This window comes from Lysinibacillus sp. FSL K6-0057, assembly GCF_038630885.1.
Taxonomy (GTDB): Bacteria; Bacillota; Bacilli; order Bacillales_A; family Planococcaceae; genus Lysinibacillus; species Lysinibacillus fusiformis_F.
In genome coordinates this window covers 3,534,541-3,548,302 of the sequence record NZ_CP152047.1, presented here as the reverse complement: position 1 = coordinate 3,548,302, position 13,762 = coordinate 3,534,541, and the positions used below count along the sequence as shown (strand labels likewise).

Sequence of the window (13,762 nt, the reverse complement as noted above, 5' to 3'; positions counted from 1 at the left end):
GGATGCGCTCCTTTCAGAATTAAAAATTAAGTCTCGATTCGTTCAAAGTTAAATTCAAATTAATGACCAGAATGTTCATTATTCATGTCTTCCTCAGACATATCCCCATGATCCATATCATCCATATTCATGTTTTTACCATGTTCCATTGGAGCTGGACTGAAGTCTAAGTGTGTAGATGAGAAGCTTTGGCGACCAACATGTTCTGCCTCTAGAAGCTCATCAAATTTTTCTTCTGTTAATGGTGCTTCTTTTGCTTTTACATCAGCAACCCATTTATCGAAGTCTTCTTGCGTCATAGACTGTGCTTCAAATTCCATTTCAGCAAAGCCACGTCCATTAAAGTTAGAGTTACGTCCCATAAATGAACCAACTTCATCTGCCGCAAGGTGAATTGTTGTTAACATATCACTCATGGCATACTTTTGACCTGCTAATTGAGGAATCCAGAAACTTGTAATTGGACCAAATGAGTAAAGTTTGAACTCGATTGGACGATCCACCGGAATGTTTACATAGTTAACTGTTTCAACACCTTCTTCAGGATAACTAAAGTGCCATTTCCAGTTTGATGATGATGCATAAATAACTAAAGGTTCCTTATCGTCATAACCTGCTGGTTGAGCTTCTACTGTAGATGTTGTTCTTACAGTCACAACAGCTAAGAATGCTACGATAATAATTGGAATTACTGTCCATGTAATTTCAAGAAGATGGCTTCCTTCTTCATGAGGAGGCTCATAATCAGCAGATGCTTTTGATGCACGATACTTAGTAAGCATAAAGGCTAAAAGCACATACACGACTAGTAATATAAAGGCCATTGTAATAATGGATAAGATAATTGTGTTTGATAATGTTTCAGCATTAGGTCCTTTTGGATTGAACACTGTTAATGGTTCACAACCAGCAAGAAGAGCAAGCGCACTCAATGCTACTAACATTAAACTTAATTTTTTCTTCATGTTTGACTCCTTTCTATAGAACGGCTATTCATAAAATTCATGTGTTTTTTTGTCAGTGTCACATTTACAAATAGTAGATACTGAGGTCACCTCTTTTATCTTGGCGTATCAATCAACAACATAAGAAATTACAATGGCATGGTTCAATATGAAACATAAAATCTAGTGTTGACTGATCTGATGCAAGCGTTAGCAAAATCAATGACTTGCGCAATCGTTTTAAATACGTACTTGCTTAACTACGATTGTCACAATCTCTCGTTGTTTGCACATTGGATTATACGCCCTGTTTTTAAGAAAAAACATAATTTTGTTATGAAAATGATAGTATAGTGGTGTTGAATTTGAACATTTTTTGAACAAAAATCGTTATTTTAGTATTGGTATTTATAGGTTTTAATCATTAAACACTGTGGAAACGTTGAAAATACTGCATTCCTAATGTTTACCTAAGTAAATAATTTATATTGTGAAAAATGGCATTTCACATTTTAGACGCTGTTTTGTAATAAAATCATTGCCATATCAGACGTAATGAGATTTTTTATTTGCCTTTTATTAAAAAAAGGAGTACACGTAATGACGTTTTATGGAAACAATAGGTTGAATTTTCAATGAAAGGAATGAGTGGAGAGGGAATAAATGGTGTGGATTATTAATTATGTTAATATAATAATCAATTTTCTTCGGAATCCAAATTTTTACTTTGTTTGTTTTATCTGAAAAGTAAAAAGCAAACTAAGAGCTGTCTTAGTTTGCTAGTATTTTAGAAAAAAATTATGTTATGAAGAATTAAGTGGAGTTAATCAGCATTTTTAAGATTGCTTGTCAATCACCAAGCTTCAGCCATTTGGCTACTTGACCATAAATCGTATTTTGTAGTTGAGGAGCTTTATTATTCATCTTTAAAGAAAAATATAATGTTTTCATAAAGTTCAACGTACAAGTGCGTCCACTAAAGAAGAGCTCATTATAACCTTGTGTCATTAAATGCATTTCAAATTTATCAAAAGCCTGCTCAACAAATTCAATCAGTGCTTCCTCTGAGTAATGTTGAAGTAATAGCGAATCCACGATATTGATTAAACGTTCCTCTTCGTCATTAACAAAGACGGTTTCTTTCCAAGTGACAAGTTTTAATGCATGTAAGATGGATGGTGCATACTGTAAATCGAATTTTGGATGTTTTATTGTCGTTGCAGCTAAATCTGCACCATGTGCAATACTGTGTGCCCATCCTTTTTCCTGAACAAAACCTCTCGTATCTTGCTCTAATAACAAATAGCGGCCAATTTTTTTAAAGAATAGTTGCAAGTCTTCATCACTTAAAACGAGTAATTCAGCATCCTTTGCAAGAAGCCCTGCAACAAGTAATGCAGAAAACGAACGAGTAAAGACACTATCTGTTGCTTTTTCTCCAATATGTAAATATAAAAAATCATCACCCGTAACTGTTTCAAACAAATATTGAAGTTGTTGAGGGTTCAATAAATTATCACTAAGTAAATCAACAAAGGTACGATAAATGAGGTGGTCTCGTAATTCAGCATCAACTGAGCCAATATGCGCTAACATCTCCTGTAATAGCCAATCACTATGCTGCAACATAAATGCTTGGCGATCAGACAGTGTCATTGTAGAAAAAGATTGTAATGTTTCTTTAATATCCATGTTTAAGAAAGCCTCCATCATCATTTTTGTACTATTATTATAGCGCCATTTCATTTCGAAAGGATAAATTTGAAACCCCCATTAAATAAGAACTGTTAGAATGCTCTCTTTAAAACATAACTTTTACAATATTATTTCCAGAACCTATAGAAAGTTGTTATGATAGAAACGCAATAAAATGGTAAAACTTAAATGTGAATAAAAAAAGACATACCTATTTAAGTATGTCTTTGCTTAGTGTTGAAAAACAAAACAGTCAATTGAAAGGTAGAAATGGATTTCCGTTGCAGGCTACTTGCTTTCCTGTGGGCGAGCGCCGAGCCGCTTCCTCCGCTCCCGCTCCGTGCAGGGGCTCGCCTGTCTCGCTATCCCACGGGAGTCAAGTAGCCTTCCACTCCAACCCACTGACTTTTTAGCAAAGGTTTTCAAATAAAGGGAAGGTGCTCACTGCTCCTTATGAAGAGGTGTTGTCACGCATCACTTCTCCACATTGAAAATAAGAGTTTATCCCCTCTAAGAATACAGTTAATGGGCGATTTGATCGCTATGCTACTATGAAAAAAAGTAAAGACACTTTTGCAGCATGGTTGATTGGAGTGGAGCCAGCGTCACTCCTTGGGGATTTAGCGTCACAGAGGAGACCCTGGAGCGAACGTAAGTGAGTGAAGCGGCTCATCGGACGCCCTCTGGAAAGGACGCTGGCGGAACGGAAATCAACCCCTCACCTTGCAAAATTGCTTTCTCTGCCGTTGACAACATCTTTTTTTCAACAACATGAAAAGACATACCTATTTAAGTATGTCTTTGTCTAGCTAAATAATGACTGCTGATTTGATGCCAATTGGCCATTCGGTAAGCGTGTGTTGATTTGTCTTTAACTCGACAAGAATATTGGCGTTTTTGATTGCATCAATGAGCCATTCACAATAATGACGATTTGGTTCAGGATGTTGTAAAATTTGCTGCATATCTTTTTTATCAACATGTAACAGCTTGTAGTTGCATTCAATGTTAACTTTTTGAGGAATAATGGAAAGAGACTCGTTTTGATGACCAAGTGCAATAGAACCAGGAATACACCCTTGAATTCTTAAAATATAGGTGCTGGCTTCTTGTGTGTAGACGTCGATTTTGGTGCGTGTTAAAAGTTCAAATTCTATCGGCATATCTTGAAGAGGGCCGTTCGTTGTAGAAATTGAAATGACTTTAATCGATAATGCCTCGAATGCAGATGAGATACAATGATCAAATTCTGTAATTGTATCAAGTAATTGCATGGATTCCACTCCTTGTTAAGAACTTGATTTTCTTGATGCAGACAATAATAGGGAACGTCTGCGAATTGTGATAAATTTTAGACTATTCTAATTATAATACAATTTATTACAAAATATGAATGCAAAAGCAATGATTTTTTGTTAAAAACAAGAAACTTGTGGATTTTTTTAGTAAATAATAGAAATGAAAATTAGAATAATGAGGTGAGAAAAATGACAAAAAGAAAGCGTCATGTCATTAAACATGACAATATTGTTGTTTTTCCAGGCGCTGTCCAAACTTTAATACGTGAAGGGCATATGTTTGCTGAAAATTTTCAGTATGATAAAGCGGTGGCAAGTTTTGAAAAGGCATTTGCATACGAAGCTGGAGATGAGTTTGCTCTTAGTGCCTATGCTTTTGCTTTGTATGAATTAAAGGACTATAGCAAGGCAAAAAATGTTTGTGAGCAATTATTTTCGGTGGGTACAACACTTTATGTAGAAGTCATGGAATTGTACATTACCGTATGCATGCAGTTAAAAGAATATCATCAAGTAGAGTCATTAATTACAACCCTACTTGAAGAAAATGTTTTGCCTCAGGATCAAATTGAAAAATTTGAGCGATTAAAAAATTTGAATAGTGAAGTGTCTAAGAATCTAGAAAAAAAAGAAAATGCACAACGTTTAATAGAGGAACAAGAGTATGATCTTGAGAAATTTTGTGCACTTACTCCAAATGAACAATCCATTCGCTTACATCGTCTTATGGATACAAATGTAAGACAATTAAAAGAGGCATTAAAAGCGATCATTGAATGTTCAACGGTTCATCCTTTTGTCCAGAGCTTAGCATTAATATTATTAGTGGAACAAGAAGTAGCTATTGATGTTACAATAGCCAAATTCAACCAAACAAAAACCGTTAATCCGACTGAGCTAGTATTGCCTAACCAGTTACCTCAGTATGGAGAAATAAAAAATATATTGGAAATGAAGCTAGAACAAGACCCATCTACGTTGGAAATGGTACAATATTTAATGGCAAAGCATGCCATTGTAACGTATCCTTTTGAATGGCAACCGTTCGAAGCAGATGATGTTGCCTATAGTTATATTGATTTTGTCTTAGCCATGCTAGGAAATGTACAAGAAATGGACTATGAAATCATCGACTTTTTACAAATGTTAGAAAAGCTAACAGAACTACATTAGGTATGAAATAAGTTGAAACTATACACATCTATGTTATACTAAAATGGTTGTCAAAATCGTAGTTACGAATGAATTGTCTAACATCTAAACTTGATTATTTATTTTGGAGGTATTTATACATGTCAGCAAAATGGGAAAAACAAGAAGGTAATATCGGTACTCTTACAATCGAAGTACCTGCTGCAGAAATCGATGCAGCAATGGACCAAGCGTTCAAAAAAGTTGTAAAACAAATTAACGTACCAGGTTTCCGTAAAGGTAAAATGCCTCGTAAAATGTTTGAACAACGTTTTGGTATCGAATCTCTATATCAAGATGCATTAGAAATCATCGTTCCTGAATCTTATGCAAAAGCAATTGATGAAGCTGGAATTATGCCAGTTGATTACCCAGAAATCGCTGGTACAGAAAACTTTGTACACGGCCAAGATTTCACATTCACTGCACAAGTAACAGTGAAACCAGAACCGAAGCTAGGTGACTACAAAGGTTTAGAAGTATCTAAACTGCCAGTAGAAGTAACGGATGAAGAAGTAGATGCTCAAATTCAAGATCAATTAGCTCGCAAAGCAGAACTTGAAATCAAAGAAGACGAAGCAATCGTAGAAGGTGATACAGCTGTGATCGACTTCGAAGGTTTCGTAGGTGAAGAAGCTTTTGAAGGTGGAAAAGGCGAAGACTATCCACTAGAAATCGGTTCAGGTTCATTCATTCCAGGTTTTGAAGAGCAACTTGTTGGTGTTAAAACTGGCGAATCTAAAGATGTTGTTGTGACATTCCCAGAAGAATACCATGCAGCTGAATTAGCTGGTAAAGAAGCTACTTTCAAAGTAACAGTGAAAGAAGTAAAAACAAAAGTTCTTCCTGAGTTAAATGATGAATTCGCAAAAGAATTAGATCCAGAAGTTGAAGGCGTTGAAGCTTTACGCGCTAAAATTAAAGAACAAACTGCAGCTCAAAAGGCAACAGAATCAGATGCTGCTCTTCGTGATGAACTAGTAGAGAAAGCTGCTGAAAATGCTGAGTTTGAAGTGCCAGCAGGTATGATTAACTCTGAAACTGATCGTATGTTACAAGAATTTGGTCAACGTTTACAAATGCAAGGTATGAACTTAGACCTTTACTACCAATTCTCTGGTCAATCAGAAGAAGACCTACGTGGTCAAATGAAAGAAGAAGCAGAAAGCCGTGTACGTGTTTCATTAACACTTGAAGCGATTGCTGAAGCTGAAAAAATTGAAGCATCTGAAGCTGATATTGAAGCAGAATTAGAAAAAATGGCTGCTCAATTCAACATGACAAATGATCAAATCACAAGTGCTTTAGGTGGTACAGCAGTACTTGAAAACGACATCAAAATCCAAAAAACAGTTGAATTTTTAGTAGAAAACGCTAAAATTACTGAATAAGATTTTGTGTAATTAGATAGCCCAAAAAAACAAGGTACGGCATGAATCCGTGCCTTGTTTTATCACATAAACTCTTAAAAATCAGTCCCCTTAACGTTTAATTCACTTTATACTTCACTTATACATAGTATTGTTTTAGTTTTTATCTTCATTCAGCAGCTGTTTTTGTACCCAAAGCATAACGTCAGGTACAAATGACGCCCATCTCACATAGATGGTGAACTGTATGCCTTTTTAACCTTTTTAGTGTGTGTTTAAACCACGACTGAATGAAGATAGAGCCTGCTGGCAGGTGTCAAGGATTGATGTCCAGACGCTATTTGAGTCAAGGCGAAATTGATACGATGCTAAACTTAACTTCATTCAGAGAGGTCATAATAAATAAAACTTATTTTTTGAGTGATATATACCCTTGGTTGATGAATGTAGTAGATTTATAAATAGAGATCAGTAGTTTGTAGTGTGTCGAAAGTGAATAAATGTAACTTTATAGCAGTATAAGGTGGCGGAGTAAGCAGGTTTCGATAGCATGCTTCGTAAGGCAAATGAAGTAAAGTACATGACGATACGTTATAATCTATACATGCATAAATGCTGAGGCGTAAATGATGCAGACAATTTATTTGATAAAGGTTCAATAATCTTGTAAGATTGTTGCTTGAATAGGGGTGAAACATATTGTTCAAATTTAATGATGAAAAAGGCAATTTAAAGTGCTCATTTTGTGGAAAGCCACAAGAACAAGTGCGTAAATTAGTTGCAGGTCCGGGTGTTTATATTTGTGATGAATGTATCGAGCTTTGTTCAGAGATCGTTGTAGAGGAACTAGGTGTAGAGGAGGAAATTGAATTCCAAGATATTCCGAAACCTAAAGAAATCTTAACGATTCTAGATGAGTATGTAATTGGACAAGAGCGTGCTAAAAAGGCATTGGCAGTCGCAGTTTACAATCACTATAAACGTATCAATACGAATAGTAAAATTGATGATATTGAATTAGCAAAATCGAACATTGTGTTAATCGGCCCAACTGGTAGCGGTAAAACTTTATTAGCTCAAACGTTAGCACGTATTTTAAATGTTCCATTCGCAATTGCGGATGCTACCTCCTTAACTGAAGCAGGTTATGTTGGTGAGGACGTTGAAAATATTTTATTAAAGTTAATCCAATCAGCTGATTATGATATCGAACGCGCTGAAAAAGGGATTATCTATATTGATGAAATTGACAAAGTTGCACGTAAGTCAGAGAATCCATCTATTACACGAGATGTTTCTGGCGAAGGTGTTCAGCAGGCACTCCTAAAGATTCTGGAAGGAACAGTTGCAAGCGTTCCACCGCAAGGAGGACGAAAACATCCTCATCAAGAATTTTTACAAATCGATACAACTAATATTCTTTTCATTGTGGGTGGTGCATTTGATGGCATTGAAACCATCATTAAACGACGTCAGGGTGAAAAAGTAATAGGATTCGGTTCAGATCCGAATATAGTAGATGTAGATGAAGGTTCTATTATGTCCAAGCTGATTCCTGAGGATTTATTGAAATTTGGTTTAATACCAGAGTTCATTGGTCGATTACCTGTACTTGCGAGTCTGGAGCAATTAAACGAAGCTGCACTAGTACAAATTTTAACAGAGCCGAAAAATGCACTAGCCAAGCAATATCAAAAAATGCTTGAATTAGATGGTGTTGAGCTTGAATTTGATGAAGGTGCTCTTGTGGAAATTGCTAAGGAAGCGATTGAACGTAAAACAGGTGCGCGTGGTCTTCGTTCAATTATTGAGTCAACAATGCTTGATGTAATGTACGAATTGCCTTCACGTGAAGACGTAAAAAAATGTATCATTACAGCAAAAACAATTACGGATAAAGAAAAACCGAAATTGCTTCTTGAAGATGGCACTGAACTCGATGAAGGTAGCGACACTAAAACTTCAGCATAATGAATAGACGTGGCTGTCTACCGTTGTGAGATAGAGAGTAATTAGCTGACTTCGATTGTGCAATGTTCGCACATATCGACAGTCAGCTTTTTATTCATTCCTACATAAAGCCAGCTGTAACTTGAAGAAATTTTTGGCTCGCTTCAATAACTAGTGTGAATCAACTTTTTAAACACATACTAGTAGCGCGGGATGTTAACATGAAAATTTTGACGGAGGTGAATGCCCGCATGGTGACAATACAAAAAACAACAAATGTACCATTATTGCCTTTGCGTGGACTTTTAGTATTCCCATCGATGGTGTTACATATTGATGTGGGTAGAAATCGTTCTGTAGCGGCGCTTGAGCAGGCAATGTTAGAGGACCAAATGATTTTATTGGTGACACAAAAAGAAATGCACGATGAACAGCCTGAAGAGCAAGATCTGTATTCAGTTGGTACAATTGCTTATGTCAAACAAATGCTAAAATTACCAAACGGCACGTTACGTATCCTTGTAGAAGGAGTTGCTCGTGCAACGTGGGAAAACTATCGTGCATTAGAGAAGTATACAGTTGTGGATATTGATATGAAAGAGGAGTCAACAGAAAAAGATGTAGAAACGCAAGCATTGATGCGTACATTGTTGACGTATTTTGAAAAATATGCAAAATCCTCCAATAAAATTACGACTGAGACGATCAATACTGTAACGGATATTGAAGAGCCTGGCCGTTTAGCAGATATTATTGCTTCTCATTTGCCATTTAAAATGGCCGACAAGCAAGAAGTATTGGAAATGCTTAGCGTTAAAAAACGACTAGATCATTTAATTATTCGCTTACATGATGAACAGGAAGTATTGGATCTAGAAAAGAAAATTAATTCCAAAGTAAAGCAATCAATGGAACGCACGCAAAAAGAATATTATTTACGTGAGCAAATGAAAGCTATCCAAACGGAGCTGGGCGATCGCGAAGGGAAAACTGGAGAAGTTGCGGAATTACGTAAGCGTATCGACGAAGCGGGTATGCCTGAATCAACAAAAGAAGCGGCACTGAAAGAATTAGATCGCTATGAAAAAATACCTGGAGCTAGTGCAGAGAGCGGTGTTATTCGCAATTATATTGATTGGCTTATCTCATTACCATGGACAACTGCTACAGAGGATCGCATGAATATTGCGCATGCTGAAAATATTTTAAACCGAGATCATGATGGATTAGAAAAAGTCAAAGAACGTGTTTTGGAATATTTAGCAGTACGTCAGCTGAAAAATTCACTGCGAGGACCTATTTTATGCTTAGCAGGACCTCCAGGAGTAGGTAAAACATCATTAGCTCGCTCCATTGCGGAAAGCTTAGATCGTAAGTTTATTCGTATTTCTTTAGGTGGTGTGCGGGATGAATCGGAAATTCGTGGTCATCGACGTACGTATGTTGGTGCAATGCCAGGACGTATTATTCAAGGAATGAAAAAAGCAGGTACCGTTAATCCAGTATTTTTATTAGATGAAATCGATAAAATGTCTAATGATTTTAGAGGTGACCCTGCAGCAGCCATGCTTGAAGTCTTAGATCCTGCACAAAACAATACATTTAGTGATCATTATATTGAGGAACCATATGATTTATCAAATGTGTTATTTATTGCCACTGCCAATGACTTAAGTAGTATCCCTGGACCATTATTAGATCGTATGGAAGTAATTTCTATTGCAGGTTATACTGAAATTGAAAAATCTCAAATTACGAAAAATCATCTGATACCAAAGCAGCTTAAAGAGCATGGTTTGAAAAAAACACAAGTAGTAATTAAAGATGAAGCTGTCACTGATATTATTCGTTATTATACACGGGAAGCAGGAGTTCGCGGTTTAGAACGACAAATCGCTACGCTTTGCCGTAAAATCGCCAAAATAATAGTATCTGGTGAGAAAAAACGAGTAACGGTTAACTCAAAATCGTTACAAGATTTACTGGGTAAACATCGTTTCCGTTATGGTCAGGCTGAAAAGGAAAATCAAGTAGGTGTAGCAACTGGACTTGCATATACAACAGTTGGTGGAGATACATTACAAATCGAAGTATCATTAACACCAGGTAAAGGGAAGTTACAACTTACTGGTAAGCTTGGTGAAGTAATGAAGGAATCTGCTCAAACAGCATTATCCTATGTTCGCACGAAGATGGAGCACCTCAATGTGGATGCCGAATTTTTTGATACACATGATATTCATATCCATGTGCCAGAGGGTGCTGTACCTAAAGATGGGCCATCAGCTGGTATTACAATGGCAACAGCTATCGTTTCTGCTATTTTACATCGCCCGATTCGCCGCGAAGTAGGTATGACAGGTGAAATTACCTTACGTGGCCGTGTATTACCTATCGGAGGCTTAAAAGAAAAAACACTAAGTGCTCACCGTGCAGGCTTAACGACGATTATTTGTCCAAAGGATAATGAACGTGATATAGAGGATATTCCTGACAGTGTACGCGAGCAACTAACATTTAAACTAGTGACATCGGCTGATGAAGTATTAGCCTATGCACTGGACGGAGGTTTTTAGAAAAATGAAAGTCCATAATGTCGAAATGGTCATTAGTGCGGTACGACCAGACCAATATCCAGAAGATGGACTGCCAGAATTTGCATTAGCTGGTCGTTCGAATGTAGGGAAGTCTTCCTTCATTAATCGAATGATCGGGCGTAAAGCTTTAGCACGTATTTCATCTAAGCCTGGTAAAACACAAACCCTTAACTTTTATAAAATTGAAGAGCAGTTATTTTTTGTGGATGTTCCGGGTTATGGCTATGCAAAGGTTTCTAAATCTGAGCGTGAGGCATGGGGAAAAATGATTGAGCGCTATTTTACAGGGCGCCAGGAGTTAAAAGCAGTCGTACAAATTATTGATTTGCGTCATCCTCCAACAGCTGATGATCGCATGATGTATGATTTTTTAAAGCATTACAATATTCCTTGCATTGTTATTGCGACGAAGGCAGATAAGATACCAAAAGGTAAATGGGATAAACATAAGAAAATTGTCAAAGAGACATTGGAGATGGAAAAAAGTGATCCACTTATTGTCTTCTCTTCCGAAACGGGTCTTGGCTTTGAGGAAGTTTGGAAAACAATCGAAAATAAAATGTAATAATAAACATCTATTGTGTCTAAGGCGTTAGGACAATAGATGTTTTTGTATTTTCAATAGGGGGATGTGTAGAAAATTAGGGAAAATACTTGATGATGAAACTATTTGTCCGATAAATTAGATAGGAGGTGGACTAAATGGATATCGCAGCTTTATCGATGGCAATGAATCAAGCAACACTAATGCAAAATGTATCTTTAGCTGTTACGAAACAGGCAATGGAGATGCAACAGCAAAATACAGAACAGTTAGTTGAAATGTTAGATGCTCCACATCCGACAGCCGGACATACAATTGATATTCAAGTATGAAGCAGGCAAGGTAGCTTGAAGTTAAAAGCTACCTCAACTTTTTTCATTAGAAATAAATTCAAAAAGGCCTAAAATGTAACTTTTCGAATAAGAAAAACTACCAATAATACGATATACTAATAATTAGTAAGGAGGCAGGTTTTTTGAAAAAATATTCATACATACTTATGATCGTGTTACTGATGATAGTAGGTTTTTCCTTTAACCAAACTGCTAAAGCAGCCCAATTAGTGACTGGGACCTTTGTCGATGTAACATTTTCAGAATATACAAAGCCAGATGGCACGATAGAAAAGCAGCTTAGTAAAATAACATTGGAAAATGATCGTGGACGAACAGTGACATTCAATATTAATAAAAACACGCGATTATATATTAATAATACGTCAACGACTATTGAGGGCTTTAAGATGGGAATGGAAGTCGAGGCTGAAATTTCTCTCAGAAGTGTTGTTGAACTTCGCGGTACCTCTAATACACCAACAGAAACAAATGTACCATCAACTGGAAGTAGCAACGGTAAAACGATGGCTGGTGTCGTAACGAGTATTGATCCAAATGGATTATTTATTATGGTCAAACCAGATGTTGGTGCAGAAACGACTTATTATTTAAACAAAGAAACCAATTATCAAAAAGGTTCTTCTGCAACGGATATTAGTGCATTATATGTTGGGGATCGAGTTAAATTAAGTTTTAAAAATAAAACCTCCTCAGTCCTATCAAAGGTAGCTATCAGTGAAACAGGTACACTAGTAGAAAACTTATATAAAGGTGAGATACAAGCGGTCAATCCGAATGCCAATAAGCTAACCGTGAAAAATCAACATGCTTTTGTTAACTGGCAATTTGGCTCACAAGCAACAAATGATCTTTCAACAATGCCTTTTACATCTAAAGTACCAATATATGTGGGGAATACGAAAGTCGAGAAAGGTCAGCTGAAAAATTATATAGGCAGCGAAGCATACTATGCGACCGTTAAACAATTCGGTAAGGAAGTAATCGAGAAAATCGTCGTATTGAAAAATAACGAACGAACATATTACGAACCCATGCTGTCTGTAGATACAGATTACCAACTACTGAAACTGAAAACAGCAGGTACCATGTACTTCCATAATGGAACTATTTTAATTCGAAATGGACGTTTAATTGAACCTACTGGTCTAATGGCATATGGTACTGCTTTTGTCGTGGCTGATGGTGCTACGCGCGACCATTATGCACAAGTTATACAAGTAACAAGTGATAGCTTCATGTCACCTAATTTAGCTGGCCATGAATTATATTATGGACGCTTATCTCAAGCTGATGGATATGTAATTGAAATTGACGATGCTATGAAGATTGAGTCAAATGTTTTCAAAAAAGCAGATCGTACGGTATTGTCGGTTAGTAATTCCACAAAAGCGATGGTAGATGATGGCAATAAAACCTATAGTGTCATGCCTGATATTGAACTTTACTTATCTGAGGGCGACTATGGATATTTCTATGTGAAGGAAGGCCATGTACAGGCTCTTCATATTTTAGACAATGCTAAACCTGTTGCGCCTCTAATGCTTGCAGGGAAGCTACAATCTGTGAAATCTACGTATCCTGCTGTGATTAATGTCAAGAGTGTTAGTCAATGGCAAAATGGTCGTTGGTATGAAGCAGGTGAGATGGTTAATATGAATATTGACCAAGCGACACTGATAAAAGCAGGTAAGGTGATTCAAGCTTCTGACTTACAGCCATCTGATCGTTTAGTAGTATTATCAGATCGATTTGTGAAAGCTCATTTTATTTTGGTAGATTAGCATAAATAATTAACTAAAAAAAATCTGCGAGTCTAA

Annotated in this window: 10 protein-coding genes; 7 read left to right on the top strand and 3 right to left on the bottom strand. The window is 36.6% G+C overall.

What is annotated here, in order from left to right:
• Nucleotides 1-59: 59 nt before the first annotated feature.
• From qoxA to MHB40_RS17660, 3 genes are all read right to left on the bottom strand, one after another.
• Entirely contained in the window at nt 60-965 is a 906-nt protein-coding gene (gene qoxA / locus MHB40_RS17670) for a cytochrome aa3 quinol oxidase subunit II (protein ID WP_342441105.1), read from the bottom strand.
• An 828-nt stretch (nt 966-1,793) separates the two neighbouring features.
• Nucleotides 1,794-2,690: a DUF2785 domain-containing protein gene (locus tag MHB40_RS17665; protein WP_342533075.1), complete on the bottom strand. Its 897-nt coding sequence runs from the start codon at nt 2,688-2,690 to the stop codon at nt 1,794-1,796.
• Between the two features lie 758 nt (nt 2,691-3,448).
• Complete coding sequence (locus tag MHB40_RS17660; protein ID WP_205444703.1) at nt 3,449-3,913, bottom strand: hypothetical protein; 465 nt, start codon at nt 3,911-3,913, stop codon at nt 3,449-3,451.
• 213 nt (nt 3,914-4,126) lie between these two features.
• Between MHB40_RS17660 and MHB40_RS17655 the strand changes: the two genes are divergently transcribed.
• From MHB40_RS17655 to MHB40_RS17625, 7 genes are all read left to right on the top strand, one after another.
• On the top strand, nt 4,127-5,110 hold the full coding sequence (locus MHB40_RS17655; protein WP_342533074.1) for a CDC27 family protein: 984 nt from the start codon (nt 4,127-4,129) through the stop codon (nt 5,108-5,110).
• 119 nt (nt 5,111-5,229) lie between these two features.
• Nucleotides 5,230-6,519, top strand: a complete 1,290-nt coding sequence (tig, locus tag MHB40_RS17650) for a trigger factor (RefSeq protein ID WP_205444700.1) — start codon at nt 5,230-5,232, stop codon at nt 6,517-6,519.
• Nucleotides 6,520-7,197: 678 nt separating this feature from the next.
• On the top strand, nt 7,198-8,469 hold the full coding sequence (gene clpX, locus MHB40_RS17645; protein WP_205444698.1) for an ATP-dependent protease ATP-binding subunit ClpX: 1,272 nt from the start codon (nt 7,198-7,200) through the stop codon (nt 8,467-8,469).
• A 230-nt stretch (nt 8,470-8,699) separates the two neighbouring features.
• The gene (gene lon / locus MHB40_RS17640; protein ID WP_342443761.1) at nt 8,700-11,024 is read left to right on the top strand and encodes an endopeptidase La; all 2,325 of its coding nucleotides are present in this window, start codon (nt 8,700-8,702) and stop codon (nt 11,022-11,024) included.
• Nucleotides 11,025-11,028: 4 nt separating this feature from the next.
• On the top strand, nt 11,029-11,610 hold the full coding sequence (gene yihA / locus MHB40_RS17635; protein WP_205444696.1) for a ribosome biogenesis GTP-binding protein YihA/YsxC: 582 nt from the start codon (nt 11,029-11,031) through the stop codon (nt 11,608-11,610).
• Between the two features lie 137 nt (nt 11,611-11,747).
• Entirely contained in the window at nt 11,748-11,921 is a 174-nt protein-coding gene (locus MHB40_RS17630) for a YjfB family protein (RefSeq protein WP_081011007.1), read from the top strand.
• Between the two features lie 143 nt (nt 11,922-12,064).
• On the top strand, nt 12,065-13,726 hold the full coding sequence (locus MHB40_RS17625) for a hypothetical protein (RefSeq protein ID WP_205444695.1): 1,662 nt from the start codon (nt 12,065-12,067) through the stop codon (nt 13,724-13,726).
• The last annotated feature ends 36 nt before the right edge of the window (nt 13,727-13,762 follow it).